Annotated in this window: 17 protein-coding genes; 10 read left to right on the top strand and 7 right to left on the bottom strand. The window is 64.8% G+C overall.

The features are described from left to right. The first annotated feature begins 132 nt into the window (after positions 1-132). Both purS and purQ read left to right on the top strand, forming a co-directional pair. Positions 133-366 (top strand): phosphoribosylformylglycinamidine synthase subunit PurS, encoded by a 234-nt coding sequence (purS, locus tag ACZ1JV_RS20680; protein WP_465135608.1) that lies wholly within the window; start codon positions 133-135, stop codon positions 364-366. Further along, positions 366-1,043, top strand: coding sequence for a phosphoribosylformylglycinamidine synthase subunit PurQ (gene purQ / locus ACZ1JV_RS20675; protein WP_465150312.1), 678 nt, complete (start codon positions 366-368; stop codon positions 1,041-1,043). Before purS ends, purQ begins: the two co-directional genes overlap by 1 nt. Before the next feature lie 39 nt (positions 1,044-1,082). On the opposite strand, the gene ACZ1JV_RS20670 is transcribed toward purQ, so the two are convergent. The 4 genes from ACZ1JV_RS20670 to ACZ1JV_RS20655 all read right to left on the bottom strand — a co-directional run bounded on the left by ACZ1JV_RS20670 (position 1,083) and on the right by ACZ1JV_RS20655 (position 7,252). Continuing rightward, positions 1,083-1,913, bottom strand: a complete 831-nt coding sequence (locus ACZ1JV_RS20670) for a helix-turn-helix transcriptional regulator (protein WP_465150311.1) — start codon at positions 1,911-1,913, stop codon at positions 1,083-1,085. 79 nt (positions 1,914-1,992) lie between these two features. Continuing rightward, complete coding sequence (locus ACZ1JV_RS20665; RefSeq protein ID WP_465150310.1) at positions 1,993-4,368, bottom strand: putative bifunctional diguanylate cyclase/phosphodiesterase; 2,376 nt, start codon at positions 4,366-4,368, stop codon at positions 1,993-1,995. A gap of 68 nt (positions 4,369-4,436) precedes the next feature. Continuing rightward, a complete protein-coding gene (glmS, locus tag ACZ1JV_RS20660; protein WP_465135604.1) occupies positions 4,437-6,260 on the bottom strand; it encodes a glutamine--fructose-6-phosphate transaminase (isomerizing) in 1,824 nt (607 codons plus the stop codon). A gap of 143 nt (positions 6,261-6,403) precedes the next feature. Then, a complete protein-coding gene (locus ACZ1JV_RS20655; RefSeq protein WP_465150309.1) occupies positions 6,404-7,252 on the bottom strand; it encodes a TIGR00266 family protein in 849 nt (282 codons plus the stop codon). 160 nt (positions 7,253-7,412) lie between these two features. Between ACZ1JV_RS20655 and ACZ1JV_RS20650 the strand changes: the two genes are divergently transcribed. Further along, complete coding sequence (locus ACZ1JV_RS20650; RefSeq protein ID WP_465150308.1) at positions 7,413-8,126, top strand: tetratricopeptide repeat protein; 714 nt, start codon at positions 7,413-7,415, stop codon at positions 8,124-8,126. A 39-nt stretch (positions 8,127-8,165) separates the two neighbouring features. Here ACZ1JV_RS20650 and glmU read toward each other — a convergent pair whose 3' ends face one another. Further along, positions 8,166-9,542, bottom strand: coding sequence for a bifunctional UDP-N-acetylglucosamine diphosphorylase/glucosamine-1-phosphate N-acetyltransferase GlmU (gene glmU, locus ACZ1JV_RS20645; protein WP_465150307.1), 1,377 nt, complete (start codon positions 9,540-9,542; stop codon positions 8,166-8,168). Positions 9,543-9,615: 73 nt separating this feature from the next. On the opposite strand from glmU, the gene ACZ1JV_RS20640 reads away from it, so the two are divergent. Continuing rightward, entirely contained in the window at positions 9,616-10,332 is a 717-nt protein-coding gene (locus ACZ1JV_RS20640) for an HAD-IA family hydrolase (protein WP_465150306.1), read from the top strand. Here ACZ1JV_RS20640 and ACZ1JV_RS20635 read toward each other — a convergent pair. Next, positions 10,305-10,991 (bottom strand): response regulator transcription factor, encoded by a 687-nt coding sequence (locus ACZ1JV_RS20635; protein ID WP_465135600.1) that lies wholly within the window; start codon positions 10,989-10,991, stop codon positions 10,305-10,307. The two genes, ACZ1JV_RS20640 and ACZ1JV_RS20635, sit on opposite strands and share 28 nt — an antisense overlap. Before the next feature lie 227 nt (positions 10,992-11,218). On the opposite strand from ACZ1JV_RS20635, the gene ACZ1JV_RS20630 reads away from it, so the two are divergent. Both ACZ1JV_RS20630 and ACZ1JV_RS20625 read left to right on the top strand, forming a co-directional pair. After that, on the top strand, positions 11,219-13,672 hold the full coding sequence (locus ACZ1JV_RS20630) for a TonB-dependent receptor (RefSeq protein WP_465150305.1): 2,454 nt from the start codon (positions 11,219-11,221) through the stop codon (positions 13,670-13,672). Between the two features lie 217 nt (positions 13,673-13,889). After that, positions 13,890-14,768 (top strand): isocitrate lyase/PEP mutase family protein, encoded by an 879-nt coding sequence (locus ACZ1JV_RS20625; protein ID WP_465150304.1) that lies wholly within the window; start codon positions 13,890-13,892, stop codon positions 14,766-14,768. A 127-nt stretch (positions 14,769-14,895) separates the two neighbouring features. Here the strand turns inward: ACZ1JV_RS20625 and ACZ1JV_RS20620 are convergent, their stop codons facing one another. Then, a complete protein-coding gene (locus ACZ1JV_RS20620; protein ID WP_465152616.1) occupies positions 14,896-16,629 on the bottom strand; it encodes a hypothetical protein in 1,734 nt (577 codons plus the stop codon). A gap of 179 nt (positions 16,630-16,808) precedes the next feature. Between ACZ1JV_RS20620 and ACZ1JV_RS20615 the strand changes: the two genes are divergently transcribed. From ACZ1JV_RS20615 to ACZ1JV_RS20600, 4 genes are all read left to right on the top strand, one after another. Then, on the top strand, positions 16,809-17,369 hold the full coding sequence (locus ACZ1JV_RS20615; RefSeq protein WP_465150303.1) for a DedA family protein: 561 nt from the start codon (positions 16,809-16,811) through the stop codon (positions 17,367-17,369). 217 nt (positions 17,370-17,586) lie between these two features. Beyond that, positions 17,587-18,123: a DUF1993 family protein gene (locus ACZ1JV_RS20610; protein ID WP_465150302.1), complete on the top strand. Its 537-nt coding sequence runs from the start codon at positions 17,587-17,589 to the stop codon at positions 18,121-18,123. A 10-nt stretch (positions 18,124-18,133) separates the two neighbouring features. Further along, positions 18,134-18,580, top strand: a complete 447-nt coding sequence (locus ACZ1JV_RS20605) for a GFA family protein (protein WP_465150301.1) — start codon at positions 18,134-18,136, stop codon at positions 18,578-18,580. Positions 18,581-18,686: 106 nt separating this feature from the next. Next, the gene (locus ACZ1JV_RS20600; RefSeq protein WP_465138555.1) at positions 18,687-19,385 is read left to right on the top strand and encodes an alpha/beta fold hydrolase; all 699 of its coding nucleotides are present in this window, start codon (positions 18,687-18,689) and stop codon (positions 19,383-19,385) included. Positions 19,386-19,493 lie beyond the last annotated feature (108 nt).

The raw sequence follows: 19,493 nt of genomic DNA, 5'->3' as shown, positions 1-19,493 counted from the left end.
ATGGCAGGTTGGCGAACGGCCTTCAATTGCAAAGGTGGCATCGAACGGCCGCTCACACCTTGCCCCGAAGCGTTCTCGGGGCCATAGGCGCTGTGAAACGAATCTGCGCTCCGCGAAGCGAAAGGTCCCCAGATGAAAGTCCGCGTCCACGTCAGCCTCAAGCCCGGTGTTCTCGACCCGCAGGGCCGTGCGATCCATCACTCGCTCGAAGGCCTCGGCTTTGCCGGCGTCAACGACGTGCGTGCCGGCCGCCTTTTCGAGCTGGACGTTGCCGAAACCGTCACCGACGAAGCGCTTGACGACATGTGCCGCAAGCTGCTCGCCAACATGGTGATCGAGAACTACCGCATCGAGAAGGTCGCCTGATGTCGTTCCGCTCCGCTGTCGTCACGTTCCCGGGTTCCAACTGCGACCGCGATCTGGCGGTGGCGCTGGAGAAGATCTCGGGCAACGAATGCATTCGCGTCTGGCACGGCGACGCCGATCTGCCGGACAATCTGGACTTCATCGGCCTGCCCGGCGGCTTCTCCTACGGCGACTACCTGCGCTGCGGTGCGATCGCCTCGCGCTCGCCGGTGATGCGCGCCGTGATCGATGCCGCCAATCGCGGCGTGCCGGTGTTCGGCGTGTGCAACGGCTTCCAGGTGCTGACCGAAAGCGGCCTGCTGCCGGGCGCGCTGCTGCGCAACTCCGGCATCCGCTTCGTCTGCCGCGACGTGACGCTGAAGGTGGAGAACGCGCAGTCGCTGTTCACCTCGGGCTATGAGTCCGGGCAGGAGATCTCGATCCCCGTGGCCCACCACGACGGCAACTATCACGCCGACGAGGAAACGCTGAACCGCCTGGAAGGCGAAGGCCGCGTGGCATTCCGCTATGTGGACAACGTCAACGGCTCGGCCCGCCAGATCGCCGGCGTGCTCAACGCCGCAGGCAACGTGCTGGGCATGATGCCGCATCCGGAACGCGCTATCGAGGCGACGCACGGCGGCACCGACGGCCGCGCGCTGTTCGAAAGCGCCATCCGCGGCATGGTCGGCGCCTGACGCGACCTTCCGGGAGTACGGATCGAACGAGCGCCCCCGTCACCGGGGGCGTTTTTCGTTGTCCGATGCGGATTTGGTCCAATAGGAAAAGTGGATGAAAACAGGGCCGTCGGCTGTTTTATCTCCGCCGAAGCCGGCGCTTTTCCCTACATAGCCCTGCGCGGCAAGTCGATCGTAGAAGGAACGTTTCTGGAAGTCTTCCGCGAGCGCAGCGCTCTGGGCGTTATTGATGGCTGCGCGAAGCGTCACTTCGCAGATGGTGGCTGCGCAGTAGACACGCGCCTTCTCCTTGACGCCGCGATGGCGTAAAATCTTGTCGTATTCCGCAGCGACGGCGCGTTCTGCCGATGCCGCCCAAGAATCGTCGCGCTTCTCCGCCCGGATCTGCCGATACTGTTCTCCCGGTGACATGCTGGACGCCATGGACCCGATTGCGGGGTCTATCGGCAAAGGCTGCGTCGCCGGTTCGACGCCCGGTACGATGTCCGGTACGGGGGCAGACGGTGTAAGCATTATTGCGGCGAGTACGCTGCCGACAAGCGCGATGGCGATCATGATGAAGGGCCCTCCGGTCAACCATGGCCATCGCGTAGATGCGTGGCCGGCCTCCAGGTCGTTGCCTTCTTCATCACGCGGATCGAGATCGATTTTTTCGTCCCGATTTTCTTGGGCTGCAAGAATGCGGGCGAGTTCGCGGCTGCTGGCAATGCCGGTTTTGCGCCGCGCCTCGCGCAGTCGCTCGTTGACGGCACCTACGCTGCGCTCGGTCGCCGTCGCCACGCTCTTGGCAGTGTGACCTTGCGCGAAAAGTCGAAGGATATGGAGTTCGGCTTCGCTCAGCTTCGACAGGTCGATGGTCTCGTCGGACATGGGATCATGTCAGCGAAACCGGCGGAAACTGGCAACCACAATTTATTCGTGCGCGGCCCGAACGACCGGACCCACGCCCTCAGGCGGCGGTCTGGTCGTGGGCGAATCTGCGGTTATGGAACAGGCCGAGCGCGTCCTTCGCCGCCATCGGGCGGCCGAAGTAGTAGCCCTGGATCTTTCGGCAGCCGAGTTGGCGGATCATTTCCACTTCCTTCTCGGTCTCGGCGCCTTCGGCCGTGGTGGACATGTCGAGGCTGTCCGCCATGGCGACGACGGCGCGGATGATGGCGAGGCTTTCGGCATTGCCGGTCGCCGCGCCCTGCACGAAGGAGCGGTCCACCTTGATGGTGGAGAAGCGCAGCTTGCGCAGGTAGCCGAGCGAGGAATAGCCGGTGCCGAAATCGTCCAGCGCCACCTTGCAGCCCAGCGCCATGACCTGCTCCAGCGCAGAGCGGGCGAGGGTGGCGTCGCGCAGGAAGATGCTTTCGGTGACTTCCAGTTCGAGACGCGAGGCGGTGAGGCCGCTCTGGGTAAGCGCGGCGACGACGCTGGCCGCGAAGTTGTGGTCCAGCAACTGCTCGCCCGAGACGTTGACCGCCACGCGGACATGTTCGGGCCAATTGATCGCTTCGCGGCATGCTTCCTTCAGCACCCATTCGCCGATGGGGACGATCAGGCGCGTGTCCTCTGCCAGCGGGATGAACTTCGCCGGGCTGACGAAACCGTGTTCCTTGCTGGTCCAGCGCAGCAATGCCTCGAACGAGACTACGGCTTCGCTGTCGGCATCGACCACCGGCTGGTAGTTGAGGGTGAATTCTTGCCGCTGCAGCGCGTTGCGCAGCGAGAATTCCAGCTGGCGGCGCTCCTCTGCATGAGCATGGAGCGCCGGTTCGTAGGTGAAGTGCGCGTTGCCGCCGCCGTCCTTGGAACGGTATAGCGCGAGGTCCGCATTGCGCATCAGCGTTTCGACCGTCTGCCCATCGCGTGGGCCGATCGCCGAGCCTACGGAAGCGCCGACGTAGAGCGTGTGATGGTCGACATGATAGGGCTGAGAGAGCGACTGGATCACGCGCTGGGCCACACGGTTGACGTGTTCCAGATCGGTGGCGTCGCGAATGACGACGGCGAACTCGTCCCCGCCAAGGCGGCCGCAGAGTTCCTTGTCGGTCATCTGGCCCTTCAACCGTTCGGACACGCGCGCCAGCAACTGGTCGCCGACCAGATGGCCGAGCGTATCGTTGACGGCCTTGAACCGGTCGAGGTCGATCATCAGGAAGGCGCAGCGGGTGCGCCACTTTTCGGCATAGGCCAGCGCTTCGCCCAGCGCCTCTGTCAGCATCAGGCGGTTCGGCAGGCCGGTCAGCGTGTCGTAGCGGGCGAGCCAGGCGATCTTGTCGCTGTTCTCACGCGCTTCGGTCACGTCGGAACCGACGCCGCGGAAGCCGTCGAACTGGCCGCTATCGGAAATCTTGGGGGTGCCGGAAAGCTCCCACCAGCGCGGGCGGCCGTCGATGGTGACGCGCACCAGCAGATTGGAGAAGCTTTCGCGGCGCTTCAGGCGTTCTGCAAGGTCATGGAGGCTGGGCGGGAACTGGCCGCTGTCCCACGCGGAACCGGCGATCAGCTGGATGAAGGGAACGCCCTCGATCTCCACAGCGTCGCGGCCCAGCGCATAGGCGAAGCGCGGCGATACGGCGCGCACGCGGCGGGCGGTATCGATCTGCCACAGCCAGTCCGCCTCGCCCTCCTCGAACTCGCGCAGCAGCATGGAGACGACCTCGTCCCGCTCATGCATGCCGGCTTCGGCGACTTTGGTGGAGAGGTACTGGCGCGCGCTTTCGACCGCGCCGGCAATGATCACGCCGACGAAGGCCAGACCCACCAGCGCCATGTCATAGCTGCCGAAGACGATGAAATAACCGATCGTCGATCCGCCGACGATGCCGGTGAAGATCAGCGTGCCCAGCGGCACACCCGGCATCAGCACCGCGCAGCCGGTCATCAGCATGGCCATCACGGCCCACAGCTTCACTTGCGCCTGAACGTCGATGAAGGGGCCGAAGGCGCAGACCGGAATCGCCCAGACAACGGCGCGCGCCGCCACTGTCATGCCATGGCGGCGAATCTCGGCGCTGGTCAGGCGGCGGCGGTCGGCATCGGCAAGGCCGCCTTCCACGCTGGCGCCCCACCACAGTACGGCGCAGACAGCCACAGCCCAGGCGCCGATCGCGGCGGGGTGCATGTGCCCGAACAGCACCGCGACCGTGGCGACCATGGCCGCCACTTGCGTTGCGATTCGTGCCGCCTTTCCGCGACCGAGGCAGGAGTACTGGAGACCGCGAAGGCGTGCCCAATCGCCCTCCGCCGGCTCGGAAAAGCCGAGCACGGCGAGGACGGGCAGCTCTTTCGGGAGCGCTTGAGGGGTTTGCGACCGTTTTTCCACGGACCGGGACATACCCTTGGAAGGGTTATTACCAGGTAAACCCTCTTTCGGTCCGTCGCATTCCGCGCGTCCGCGGGCGATTATTCGACGGTTACGCTCTTGGCCAGATTGCGGGGCTGGTCGACGTCGGTGCCCTTCACGCAGGCGACGTGATAGGCCAGCAGCTGCACCGGCACGGCATAGACCAGCGGCGCGATCAGCGGGTGGACGCGGGGCATCTCGATCGTGGCGATGCAGCCTTCGCCCGCCTCGGCAATGCCTTCGGCGTCGGAGATCAGCACCACCTTGCCGCCGCGCGCGCGCACTTCCTGCATGTTGCTGACGGTCTTTTCGAACAGCGGGCCGGAAGGGGCGAGCACGATCACCGGCACAGCCTCGTCGATCAGCGCGATGGGGCCGTGCTTCATCTCGCCCGAGGCATAGCCTTCCGCGTGAATGTAGCTGATTTCCTTCAGCTTCAACGCGCCTTCGAGGGCCAGCGGATAGTCGGGACCACGGCCGAGGTAGAGCACGTCGCGGGCAGGCGCGATCAGGTGCGCCATCGCCGCGATCTCTTCGTCGAAGGCGAGCGCGGCGTTGAGGCTGGCCGGGGTCTGCAGCAGGTGCTGGACGACTTCGTTCTCTTCCGCGCGGTCCATGCGACCACGCTTGACGGCAAGGTGCGCGGCAAGCGCGGCGAGCACGGCCAACTGGCAAGTGAAGGCCTTGGTGGAGGCGACGCCGATTTCCGGCCCGGCGTGGGTCGGCAGCAGCAAGTCCGCCTCGCGCGCCATCGTGCTGGTGGGCACGTTGACGACGACGGCGATGGTCTGGCCGGCCGCCTTGCAGTGCTTCAGCGCGGCAAGGGTGTCTGCCGTCTCGCCCGATTGCGAGATGAATAGAGCGAGGCCGCCCGGCTCCAGAACGGGGTCGCGGTAGCGGAATTCGGAAGCCACATCGATGTCGACGGGCAGGCGGGCGAAGGTCTCGATCCAGTATTTCGCGACCATGCCGGCGTAGAAGCTGGTGCCGCAGGCGACGATGGTGATGCGCTTGATTGCCGAAAGGTCGAAATCGATCTGCGGCAGGGCGACCGACTGATCCACCTGGTGGATGTAGCTGCGCAGGGTCTGCGCCACCACGGTCGGCTGCTCGAAGATTTCCTTCTGCATGAAGTGGCGGTAATTGCCCTTCTCGATGGCGACGGCCGAGGCGCCGGAGGAGACGATTTCGCGCTCCACCGGGTTGTTGTCCGCATCGAAAATGCGTGCGCCGTCGCGGGTGATGACCACCCAGTCGCCTTCCTCAAGGTAGGAAATGCGCTGCGTCAGCGGGGCAAGGGCAAGCGCGTCCGAGCCGAGGTAGGTCTCGCCGTCGCCATAGCCGACGACCAGCGGCGAGCCGAGGCGGGCGCCGATCAGCAGGTCCGGGTGCTGGCGGAAGGCGATGGCAAGGGCAAAGGCGCCGCGCAGCTGCGGAAGGACGACCTTCACAGCCTCTTCCGGTGAGAGCCCGGCTTCGACCTGTTCGGAAACGAGGTGGGCGACCACTTCGGTATCGGTCTGGCTCTCGAACGTGCGGCCGCGCGATTCGAGGGCTTCGCGCAGCGGCTTGAAGTTCTCGATGATGCCGTTGTGGACGAGGGCGAGGTGTTCGGTGGCATGAGGGTGGGCGTTGGCGGCGGTGGGCGCGCCGTGGGTGGCCCAGCGGGTGTGGGCGATGCCGATCAGGCCCGGCGCGGGATCGCGGGCTAGTTCGTTCACCAGATTGATCAGCTTACCCTGCGCGCGGCGGCGGATCAGCTGGCCGTTTTCGACCGTGCAGACGCCCGCGCTGTCATAGCCGCGATATTCCATGCGGCGCAGACCGTCGACGAGCCGATCCGCGACCTGTTCCTTGCCGACGATGCCGATGATTCCACACATGCGCTTGAAGTACCTTGTTCGAGACGGAATTTGCCTTGCCACTACGCCGATAATCGTTGGCGTTTTGTGGCGCCACCATGAAGGCTTGGTAATGTGTGCAAAGCGGAGGGAATTTCAACGGAGATCGAGGGCTTGATCGCCTTCTAGTCGTCCCCGTCGATCATGCCCGCAAGCCCGCCCAGCGCGCCTAGGCCGAGCAGGGTGCTCTCGCCGCGGTTCTGTCCGCCATAAGGCATCGCCGCTGCCATCATCCGGCCGGCAAGGCGGGAGAAGGGCAGGGACTGGATCCAGACTTTGCCGGGCCCGCGCAGGCGGGCGAAGAACACGCCTTCACCGCCGAAGATCATGGATTTGACAGAACCTGCCCGCACCACATCGAAATCGACGCCGGAGGTGAAGGCGGCGACGCAGCCGGTATCGATGTGGAGTTCCTCGCCGGGTTCCAGCGTGCGTTCGATCACGGTGCCGCCCATCTGCACGAAGACCCAGCCGTCCCCGTCCAGCCGCTGCATGATGAAGCCTTCGCCGCCGAACATTCCGGTCATGATCTTCTGCTGGAAATGAACGCCGATGGAAACGCCGCGCGCGGCGCAGAGGAAGGCGTCTTTCTGGCAGATCAGGCGTCCTCCGATCTGGTCCAGCTTGATTGGCACGATGGACCCGGGAATCGGTGCGGCAAAAGCGACTCGGGCTTTCCCGCGTCCTTCGTGGGAGAAGACGGTGGTGAACAGGCTTTCGCCCGTGACCAGCCGCTTGCCGGCGCCGAGCAGCTTGCCCATGAAGCCGCCGCCCTGCTGTTCGGACCCGTCGCCGAACACGGTGGACATGGTGATCGGTGCGTCCTTCCACACCATCGCGCCCGCTTCGGCGACGGCGCTCTCGCCCGGATCGAGTTCAATTTCAACGAACTGGAGTTCCTGCCCCTTGATTTCGAAGTCGACGTCATCGGCCACGGACGCGTTGCGGCTGTGGCTCCAGGGGCTGGCGGGCATGAAAAACTCCGATTGTTGAAATAAGGTTTGCCGTGATCTGGGTGCGGCGAAACATCTTGTCAAACCGCAGTCGTCCGATACTCTACCTGCTTCGACGAAGACCGTTCGATGAAACAGCCCGGCGAAGACTGGCGCGCGAAGGTCCGATCGGGAGAGGACAATGCCGATGAACTTCACGATGAAGTCGGTTTCGTTGCTTGTTTCCGTCGCCGCTTTGGCGATGCCGGGGCTTGCAATGGCCGGAGAAGCCACGCCGATCGCGCTGATCAGCAGCGCGGCCCATGCCGAATATGTCGGCACGGTCAGCCGGGGCTTCGATATGATCCGCGCGGGCAAGCCCGGCAAGGCGGTGAAGCTGTTCGATTCGGTGATTTCCGCCAATGAGCAGGGGCTGGCGGGCGATGCCCGTCCGCGTCTCTGCATGTCGGAAAAGACCTCCAACCATGCCGTTCCGGGCGATGCGGTGATGGTCAGCAGCGCCGTCTGCGATGCGCACTTCGGCAAGGGCTACGCACTGGTCGATCTGGGCCGCGGCGATCTGGCCGAGGCGGAACTGCGCCGCGCCACCGAACTCGCGCCGGACAATGCGCATTATGCGAATGAATATGCCGAGCTTTTCAAGTCCCGCCGGCAGTTCCAGGAAAGCTACGACTTGTTCGCGCGCGCCTGGTCGGTGGTGGACAAGGACACCAAGGGGCCGGACGCCGGTATCGCCGCGCGTTCGCTGCGGGGCATGGGTTTCAACCTGATCGAACTTGGCCGTCTGGACGAGGCCAAGACGATGTTCACCCAGTCGCTTTCATATGATGCCGGAAACGCGGCGGCGAAGACCGAACTGGACTTCATCGCCCAGCGTCAGGCCATCGGCTCCTGACCTGAACGGTGAGGGCGGCAGAAGCCGCCCTCCCGTCCCTTACTTTCCGCCTGCGGCCTTTTCGGCCTTTTTCTTCTTCATCGCATCGTGGAAGCGGTCGGCCCAGCCGGGCTTGACCAGCTGTTCGCCGCGCACAAGGCGAAGCTCGCCATCAGCAACATCGCGCGTCACCGTGCTGCCTGCTGCGACGATGGCGTCGGCACCGATCTTCACCGGGGCGACAAGCGCGCTGTTCGAGCCGATGAAGGCCCGCTCGCCGATCACCGTGCGGTACTTGAAGTAGCCGTCATAATTGCAGGTGATCGTGCCCGCGCCGAGGTTGGCCTTGGCGCCCACCGTGGCATCGCCCACGTAAGTAAGGTGGTTGGCCTTGGCGCCTTCGCCCAGTTCGGCGTTCTTGATCTCGACGAAGTTGCCGACCTTGGAACCCTTGCGCAGCAGCGCGCCGGGGCGCAGGCGGGCATAGGGTCCGACGGTTGCGCCGGTTTCGATGGTCGCCCCTTCGATGTGCGAGAAGGCGTGGATGGTCACGCCGTCGGCCACCGAAACGCCCGGGCCGAAGACCACGTTGGGTTCCACGGTCACGTCGCGGCCAAGCTGCGTGTCCCAGGCGAAGAACACGGTTTCAGGCGCGATCAGCGATACGCCGTCGGCCATGGCCTGCACGCGGCGGCGGGCCTGCCAACGGGCTTCCGCCTCTGCCAATTCGCCGCGGCTGTTGATGCCGCCCACTTCGTGCGGATCCTCAGTGACGATCACGGCGCAAGTGCGGCCATCCAGCGTGGCCACGTTGACGATGTCGACCAGATAGTACTCACCCTGCGCATTGTCGTTGCCGACGCGCGAAAGCAGATCGAACAGGTCGGCCGATTTCACCGCCATAAGGCCCGAATTGCACAGGCGGCAGGCGCGCTGTTCCTCGTTCGCGTCCTTGTATTCGACCATCATGACGATCCGGCCGTCATCATGGGCCAGCACGCGGCCATATTGCAGCGGGTCTTCCGGCTTGAAGCCGAGCACGACCACGGCCGGCGCGTCGGCAGCGTGAAGCCGATCGATCATCGCGCGCATCGTTTCGGTGCTGACGAAAGGCACGTCGCCATAGAGAATCAGCACGTCACCGGAAAAGCCGGTGAGCGCCGCTTCCGCCTGCTGCACCGCGTGGCCGGTGCCCAGTTGCGGGTCCTGCACCGCGATGGTGGCGCGGCTGCCCAGCGCCTTTTCAAGCTGTTCGCGGCCATGCCCGGCCACCACGACCTGCCGTGCCGGGGCAAGCGCGGCCGCGCTTTGCAACAGGTGTTCCAGCATCGGCCGGCCGGCGATGGGATGAAGGACCTTGTGCAGGTCGCTCTTCATGCGGGTGCCCTTGCCAGCGGCGAGGACGACGATTGCGAGCGGATTGGAATTTTCGACCATGTTCATCACTTGCCAGCAAATTGTTGCGGTTTCTACGTTGAGGTTTTCATTGGGTCAGGCCACTGAAGGGCGGATGACGCAGTTCCCTTTCGACGTAGTCGGCTTCGATCTTGACGGCACCCTGCTCGATACGCTGGGCGATCTCGCCGTGGCGCTCAACCATGCGCTGGCGATCGAGGGGCGGCCCGCCATTCCCGTGGACACGGTGCGCGACCTCGTCGGCGGCGGTGCCAAGAAGATGCTCGCCAAGGGGCTGGAAGTCACGGGCGGCGGCGTTTCGAACGAACGGCTGAACGAACTCCACGCCGCGCTGCTTGAATTCTATGCGGACAACATCGCCAACACCACGCGTTTCTACCCCGGCGGTGAGGCGATGCTGGACGGCCTTGCCGCGCGCGGGGTGAAAGTGGCGATCGTCACCAACAAGCTGGAGCGGCTGGCGGTGGAGATCTTCGCCGAACTGGGCATTGCGGACCGCTTCTTCACCGTGATCGGCGGTGATACGCTCGGCCCCGGTCGCGCCAAGCCCAAGCCCGATCTGATCGAACTGATGCTGGAACGGGCCGGCGGCGGCGACAGGCCGATCCGCGCCGCTTTCGTGGGCGATACCACTTATGACACCGGGGCCGCCGCTGCCGCAGGCATTCCCTGCGTCGCGGTCAGCTTCGGATTCAACGATAAGCCCGCGCATGAGCTGGGCGCCACGGCCGTGATCGATCATTTCGACGAACTGATCCCCACGCTGGAGCGTCTGGGCCTATCTCACGCTTCCATGTTGTCGAACACGTAGCCGAACGAACGTACCGTGCGCGGCAGGTGCGGCACCTGCATGGTGCGCAGCTTGCGGCGTAGGCGGCTGACCCACGAATCGACAGTGCGCTCGTCACAGACTTCCACGCTCTTGCCCAATACGCCGATCAGTTCGCCGCGCGTGAACACGCGGTTGGGATTGCGCGCGAAGTGGTTCAGCAGGCGCTGCTCGTTCGATTGCAGCGGCACCACGAGGCCCTTGTACCGCGTCAGGTGCGAATCGGGCTGGATCACCAGCTCGCCGATCTGGATCGCCGGCGCTTCCTTCCGCGCAGCCGAGACCGGCTGGTAGATTCGCAGGCGCTGCACCAGTGCCTTCGGCGTCAGCGGGCCGATCAGGTAATCGTCCGCGCCGGCTTCCAGCGCGCGGGCCTGCGCGCGCGGATCGGGTTCCGGCAGTACCATGGTGATGTGGAGCGGGTGATCGTTGATGCGATCACGCAGCAACCCGCACAGCTGCAGCCCCGACATTTCGGGCAGCAGCCAGTCCACGAAGGCCCACGTAGGGCCCCGCAGCGCGCGGGCGCAGAGTTCGGTTGCGTCGGTCACTTCCGCCTCAAAGGTCAGGAAGTTGTCGCGGATGGCGCTAACATGGGTCAAATCGCCCGAAGTCAGCACGATGTCGCCGGATTTGATCATTACATCCTGCAATTCGATAGAAATGATCTGGCCACATAGTGGCACTAGGCTCGCCACACACGTGTCAAATTTTTCATGTTTGGCCTGTCACAATCTGGTCAAGAATTTTCCAAGAAAGCAACACAGTTCTGACCTGACCGCTGCCTAGTCAGCCTCCCTGTCGCTCCGACGGGCGACCCCGTGCTGCGATTGCACGAGGAAAACCCAAGGGTCTCAGGGAGTTTACAATGATTCGCCACGCCATCCGTCTGGCGGCCACTTGCAGCATCGTCGCGCTGGCCCAGATGCCGGTTGCCGCGTTCGCAGCAGACGCCGCTGCTGCCCCCGATGCCGCCCCTAATGCTGGCGCTGCCGCCGATACCGGTGAAGGCGCGCCCATCATCGTTACCGCCACCAAGCGTGAGACCGATCTGCAGAAGACGCCGATCGCCATCGCCGTCGTTTCCAGCGCTGACATCGAAAAGCAGCATGTCCAGAGCCTGATCGACCTTGCCAGCGGCACCGTGCCCTCGCTCCGCGTCGCTACGTTCGAAGCGCGCCAGTCGGCCCTCACGGTCGGCATTCGCGGCATCGTTCCGTTCGACGCCAACCAGACCGCGCGCGATCAGGGCGTGGGCGTCTACCTCGACGGCGTCTACCTCGGCCGCCAGCAGGGCCTGAACGCCGCGCTGTTCGACGTGCAGCGCATCGAAGTGCTGCGCGGCCCGCAGGGCACGCTGTTCGGCCGCAACACCGAAGGCGGCGCGCTTTCGATCGTGACCAAGGCGCCCACCGGCGAATTCGGTGGCCGCGTGGAAGCCGGCATCGGCAACTACGGCCAGCGCACCGGCGAAGCGCACATCGACTTCCCCGAATTCAACCACATCTCGATCAAGGTGGACGGCGTCTACCAGCATCAGGATGCCACGGTTAAGAACCCGCTCGATAGCGAGAAGGGCTGGAACTACTACGACCGCGTGGGCGGCCGCATCCAGGCCCAGTGGAAGCCGGTCGACGGCTTCACCGCGAACATCTCGTTCGACAAGTCGCGCGACGACAACACGCCGATGTACAGCCAGCTGGTCAACTACAACCCGAACGGCTACGCGGTTTCCTCACTCGCGGATATCGCCGGCAACGGCGGCAAGCTGCTGCCCAACACGATCTCGCCGCTTTCGCCGCTCGTTCAGGTCACGGGCGACAAGCGCGTGAAGACGGCCGCTGTCGGCGTGCCGCAGCAGGTCAGCACCGATCGCACGCAGGGCGTGATGGGCAACCTTAGCTACGATCTCAATTCGCAGCTGACCCTGCGCTCGATCACCGCGTGGCGCCAGGTCGACACCGACCAGTACGACAACTCGGGCGGCCCGGAGCGTACCGTGTTCCTGCCGAACACGAAGTTCAGCCGCTATTCGCTCTCGTTCCTCGATCAGCACCAGTTCAGCCAGGAACTGCAGCTGGTTGGCAGCCTGCCGCAGGTCGATTTCGTGGCCGGCGCCTATTACTACAACGAACACGCCAACGAGAACGCGGCTACGCCCAGCTCCAACCTGTGGAACGCGGACGGAACCGGCTACACCGTGCTCAGCCCGATCGTGACCGGCCCGGTCACTTCCGGCAACCAGGGCTGGGACGATAGCTCGCTGTTCCTGCAGCGTGACAGCCACGCCAAGGCGCAGAGCCTGGCTGCCTTCGCACAGGCCACCTACACCCCGGCCGGACTCGACCAGCTGCACCTGACCGCCGGCGGCCGCTACACGCACGACAAGCGCGACGGTACGCTGGACATGGTGAACGGCGCCGTCGTCGATTACACCTTCCGCTATCGCAAGGACCGCTTCGACCCGATGGTCACGCTGGCCTATGATGCGACGCAGGACATCAACCTCTACGCCAAGTATTCGACCGGCTACCGCGCCGGCGGTGCGAACGATCGTTCGCAGACCTTCACTGCCTTCGGTCCCGAAACGGTGAACTCTTACGAAGCCGGCGCCAAGATGATGTTCCTGGATCGCAAGGTTCGCCTGAACCTGGCCGGCTACATCATGGATCGCAAGGGCACGCAGGTCGACTTCGACAACGTGAACAACGATCCCACCAGCCCCTACAACGGCCTGCACACGCAGGAGACGCTGAACGCACCGGGCACCACCAAGATCCGCGGTGTCGAGGCTGAACTGAACATCAACCCGATTGATCACCTGTCGCTGGGCGCATCCTACGCCTATACCTACACCAAGGTGCCCAAGACGCTGAATCCGTTCCTCAGCACCGATACCAACCCGGTCTATCAGAACGTCTTCATCGTCTACACGCCGAAGAACGCGGCTTCGGGCTTCATCGACTACAGCATCCCGGTGGGTGCGGGCGACGAAAGCGTGCAGTTCCACCTCGATGCGGCCTACGCGGATCCGCAGTACAGCTTCGAGGATGAAAGCACGAAGACGCAGAGCAGCTTCATCGTCAACGGCCGTATCGCGCTTGCCGATATTCCGCTGACCGAGGCCGGCACCAAGCTGACGGTTTCGCTCTGGAGCCGCAACTTGTTCAACGAAACCCACATCTACCGCCGTTCGGCCGCCAACTCGGTCTACACGGTCAACCCGCAGACCGGCGCGAAGAGCTATGCCGGCGTGCTGGGGGACTATGCCAACTTCAACCCGCCGCGCACGTTCGGCGTGGAAGGCACCGTCAACTTCTGATCGCTTACCAACCCGGGCAGGCTCTCCCTCGGAGCCTGCCAGCAGGTCCTGCCTGCATTCCTGCACGCGGCGCGGCTTCGGCCTCGCCGCGTGTTCTTTTATGCGGGGGCGATGAACGCCGCGACTGCGGCGCGATGTGCTTGCCGGTATGTCCGGATCATGCCAGCCATGCTTCCCGAGGACGGCCAAAGGGCCGCGATGACGGGAGATCAATGCGATGCCGACACCGGGTGAAAAGCTGCGTGCGCTGATCGAAAGCGGTGAGCATTTCGTGGCGGCGGAAGCCTATTCGGCACTGACCGGCCGCGCTGTCCAGCATGTCGGCTTCAAGGCGGCCTATATGGGCGGCCATGCCTGCTCTGCCTTTCACTACGGCGTGCCGGATAATGGCGTATTTTCGCAAGTGGAGATGATCGACCAGTCCGCGCGGATCGCGCAGGCCATCGACATTCCGCTGATCGTCGATGCCGATACTTTGGGCGAGACGGTGGCCGATGCCTACCATTTTACCCGCCGCTACGCCGCCGCCGGGATCGCCGGCTACCACGTAGAGGACGAGGTGAATCCCAAGCATTCCAAGCATGTGAACGGCCTCTGCTCGATCGAGGACATGCAGCTTCGCATCGAGGCGGGCGTGAAGGCGCGGGGCGATTCCGGGCTTGTCATCATCGCCCGCTGCGATGAACTGTACACCAGCGCCAATGGCGGTGGCGGCACCGGGTCGATCGAGGAAGCGGTACGGCGCGGCCATGCCTATGCGGAGGCGGGGGCCGATGCCATCGTCTTCGCCAGCGCCCCGCCCGAGCAGCAGGCCGAAGTGATTCCGCAGATGAAGATTCCCGTCTGCACGCTGGGCTTCAACCTGCCGAACACGGCCTTCACGCTTTCCACCGGGTGGGGCTGGGTTTCGGCGGCGGTCGGCCACCTCGCCATGGCGCGCGAACTGATGGAAACCGGCTCGGTGAAGAGCGCCATGAATGCTTTCGCCAATTTCCCGGAGAAGTACGATCTGATCGACCAGAACCTCTACGACGATCTGATAGTCGAGTGGGCCGAACGGACGGGGCGACCAACCAGGCCCAACCACGCGCGGTAAAGTCCGGGATTTGGGGAGGGGGCGCTAAAGCATTTTCTAATCAGGTGGAATCACCTGATGACTCGGAAAATGCGCTAAACCAAAATCTTAGAGCAGTGGATCCGGCGCAGCCGGGTCGAGAACTGCTCTAAATCCGCTCCATCCGCAGCCAGCTCGGATCGCCCAACCATGCGCGGCCGAAGGCCTGCCTTGCCGCTGCCGCCTCGGCCGCATGACCTTGCGCCTCCTCGGCTTGGGACAGGCCGTAGAGCGCCCAGGCATTGTTCGGCGTCTGCACCAGCGCGGCCCGGAAGGCGGCGCCGGCTTCGGCATAGCGGCGGTCCATGTAGAGCGCAGCGCCCAGCGACTGGTTCACCGGGAAGTACCAGTAAGGCGGCTCCTGATAGGGAATGCGCTGCTCGATCGCGATGGCCTGGCGGTAGTGCTGCGCTGCCTCCCCATAGCGCCCGGACGCGACGGCGAAGCGGCCGCGTGCGACGTGGTCGGCCAGCGCCAGCAGGTCCGGCGCGGGCATTCCCTGCGCCACCATGTCCGCCATCGCCGGGGACGCCTTGAGCGCGGCCATGGCCGTCAGTTCGCGGTCGAACCCGGCGCGGTCCTTGCGCTCAGCCTGCGCGACGGCGCGGGCGTAGTGGTGCATCCCCGTGGCATAGGCCAGCCGCGCATCGGGCGCGGGCAGGGCGAGGATGTCGGCAGGCGCGGCGAATTGCGCCATAGCGAAGTAAGGCGCGGCATCGACAGCTTGAAGCCACGCGATCCGCGCGGACGTCTCGGTATCGAGCAGCGTGCGCAGCCGCTTCGCCTCACGGATCGCGATGCCCATGTCGCCCGCCATCTGCGCTGAAGTGACGATGAAATGGACGTTGTGGGGATAGTAGCCATAGCGGACGAGACCGTTGTCGCCGGCGTCTCGGATATAGGCCTCATCCGCGCGCGCCGCAGCGACGTTTGCGCGGATCGAATCCGCTTGTCGGCCCAGCACCTGATAGATGTGCCCGGGCATGTGGACGAGATGGCCGGCACTGGGCACCAGCGGCGCGTTCAGCCGGTCCGCCGCCGCTTCGGCGCGCTTGGGGTCGGAGGCTTCGAGCAGGTGGATGTAGAGGTGCGCCGCCTGCGCGTGCTGCGGGTTGCGGGTAATGACGGTCTCTACCAGCCGCACGGCTTCTCCGCTGCGGCCGATGGGGGTTTTCCTGTCTGCCTGCCAATAGTTCCACGGCGTCGTGTCCATCGCGGCTTCGGCGGCCAGCACGGCCACGTCGTCCTGCGCAGGGAAGCGCTTGGCGACGGCGATCATGGCATCGGCATAATTCCCGTCCAGCGCGGCGCGGTCGGCGGCCGGATCACGCGAATAGCGCTGGGCGACAGCCTCGATCAGTGCGCGTTCTACCGGCGTGGCATTTCCGCGCAGCGCCATCGCCCGGTCCATCGCCGCCAGCGCCGCGCCCCGGTCGCGGTCGTCCATCGGCGCGTTGATATTGGGGCCGAGCGCCACGGCTTCTCCCCACCAGCACATCGCGCATTGGGGATCGAGTCGCTGCGCTTCCCGAAAGGAACGCACCGCGCCGGCATGGTTGAAACCATAAGCCAGCGTCAGCCCCTGACTGAAATAGCGCTGCGCCTGCGGATCGTGCGTGGAAATCGTGAAGCCGGATCGGGTGAGGTCGTCATAGAGCGGGATCGTCCGGCCAGCGCTGGCGGGAGCGGCGACGGCGGTGGAGATCAGCAGGCGCTGCATCAGCGGCGCGCCATCACGTTGCCCGTTGCAGATATTTTCGGCAATCCGGCCGGGATCGAGCATGGCCAGCAAGGCAGGCGAGATCGCGCTATCCGGCGCAAAGCTCGCGAGCGAAAGTCCCATCCCCGTCACGGCCGCAGTCCTTAGCGATCGTTTCATGGCGAAACACTCTGGATTGCGGTTCGTTTTGGGGTTCTACCAAGGCGTATGCTCCGCCTCAATACGGGGCGGCCCCCAGCGGAAGGCCATTAAGTGATGTTGCCCATCGTCCATTGGAGTGATTGCAGGAGCCGCGCGCGTTGATGATCGAGCACCTGATCGCTCGCTTCGGGCTTGCCGGCCTGTTCCTCGGCGCCGGGTTCGAGGGGGAGACGGTCACCGTGCTCGGCGGGTTGATGGCGCATCGCGGGCTGCTGTCCTATTGGCCTGCCGTGCTGGCCGCGTCGGCCGGATCGTTCGTGGCGGACCAGTTGTTCTTCCTGATCGGACGGCGCTTTCGCGGGCATGGGCTGGTGAGGAAGGCGCAGGCCAAGCCCGCCTTCGCCAAAGCACTGGCGGCGTTCGAACGGCATCCGGTGATCTTCACGTTCGCGTTCCGCTTCCTCTATGGCCTGCGCACCGTCAGCCCCATGGCGATCGGCACCACCCGGCTGCGGACGACGACATTCCTTGCCATCAATGCCGTGGCGGCGGCGGTATGGGGGCTGGTCTTCGTTTCTCTCGGCTATTTCTGCGGGCAGGCGGTGGAGGCGCTGTTCGGGCGCATTCATGCGCTGGAGCCGCTGATCGGCGGCGTGGTCGCGGTGGCGGTGCTAATCGGAGTGGTCGGCCATTTCCTGCACAAGCGGCGTAAGGGTGCCTGAGCGCCTGTTTGAAAAATGCCCATGAGGGCATTTTTGCGGCGGCACCGGCTCTCTCCCCCACCCGACCACCCATCAGGGTACACTCGTGGGTGGTCGGGTGGGGGAGAGGGCCGGTGCCGCAAAATCCGCCCGCGGCGGATTTTCAAACGGACTCTGAGCGCTTGTCGCGGCCGCCTATGGGTTCCATCTAGGGCGCACCCGATCAACGGAGGATTCCATGCCCGATACCGACGCCACGCAAGCGCTGACGCTGATCGCCAGCCGCCTGAAGACGCTGTCCGCCATGCTCGACAAGGCCGAAGGGCTCTGGGTGGGCCGCGATCTCGACGCGCTGGCCGCCGCACGCGTCGCGCCGGACATGCATCCGCTGAGCTGGCAGGTGGCCGCCACGGTGACGCAGGCGGAACTGTTCCTCGGCTGGTGCCGGGGCGAGGATCGCTCGAACGCGGTGACGGCGCCGAGCGGCTGGGCAGAGGCCAAGACGATGCTCGCCACGGCATTGGCCGAAGTGGAGGCCGGCGTGGCCGAGGGGCTGGTCATGCCGGAAAAGCGGCATATCCGGCTGGAGGCCATCGGCATGTGCCTCGATCTTTCCGGCCAGCGCTATCTCGACGACTGGATCCTGCCCAACCTCTATTTCCACCTCATCACCACTTACGCGATCCTGAGGATGCAGGGGCTGGAGTTCGGCAAGGCGGACTTCATGGCGCATGTCATCGGCGATATCCGGCCGATCCAGCCGACTCCCGTCTGAGGAGGGCGGTATGACCGTTTCCATGGACGGCGGCTGCCAGTGCGGCCGCATTCGCTACATGGCCGAGGTCGAGCCGGAAAAGGCCTACCTCTGCCATTGCAAGATGTGCCGCAAGGCGACCGGGGGCGTCTCCATCGCCTTCATCAATCCGCCGCGTGAGAACGTGACCTGGCACAGCGAGCCGGACTGGTATCAATCCTCCCCTATCGCGCGGCGGCCGTTCTGTTCGCACTGCGGCACGCCGCTGGGGTTCGAGTTTCTGGAAGGCGCCAAGGCCATCGATCTTACCGTCGGCAGTTTCGACGATCCCACGCCGTTCCGGCCGGAGCACAACTATGCCACCGAATCCATGCTGCCGGCATGGGCTGACGTAAGGCATCTGCCCGGCTACACGAGCGCGGAGAATCCCAATGTGATCGATCGCTGGAAGGCGGCCGGCATGGAGCCGCCCGAGTGATCGCCCGAATGATCGACCATCCCGTAAAGCAGGCGAATTTGCAGTGAGCGAAGCGAAGACCGAATATCTCGAAGGTTATGCCGGTACGCGGCTGGCGGTGCATGTCATGGGCGATCACGGCGCGCGGCCGTTGCTGCTGCTGCACGGGCTGTTCTCCAGCGCGGACGTGAACTGGATCAAGTACGGCAATGCCAAGATCCTGGCCGATGCCGGGTTCGAGGTGTTCATGCCGGACTTGCGCGCCCACGGGCAGAGCGGCGCGCCGCACGACGCCGATGCCTATCCGGGCGACGTGCTGGTGCGCGATCTGAAGGCGACGGTCGATCAGCTTGGCCTCGGCGACTTCGACCTTGGCGGCTTCTCGCTGGGTGCGCGGACATCGGTGCGCGGCGTGCTGGCGGGGCTGGCGCCGCGCAAACTGATCCTGGGCGGCATGGGCCTGACCGGCCTGTCCGGCTGGGCGCGGCGTTCGGCGCATTTCGTGGATGCCATCGACCGTTTCGGCACCATCGAACGCGGCGACAAGGCCTTCGTGGCGCAGGCGTTCATGAAGTCCATGAAGATCGACCGCGTGGCGGCGCGACTGCTGCTGCAGTCGGTGGACGATACGCCCGCCGATGCCATCGCGCAGGTTTCGATGCCCACGCTCTGCGTCTGCGGCAAGGACGATCACGACAACGGTTCCGCGCCCGAACTGGCGGCGGCGCTGCCCGATGGGCACTATGTGGAGACGCCGGGCAATCACATGTCCTCGGTGACATTCAAGGACATGGGCCGGGCCATGGCGGCGTTCCTGCTCGATTGAGCAGGGACAAGCTCACTTCCATCACCACTGAACCTCGTCGTCCCCGCGCAGGCGGAGACGGCGAAAAGGTTGGAGCGAGGATATGCGCCTGCACTCCTTTCAGTTCGC

This window comes from Novosphingobium sp. BL-S-19 (assembly GCF_055521675.1).
Note: the sequence above shows the minus strand (reverse complement) of the source record. Positions and strands in the feature narration are given on the sequence as shown.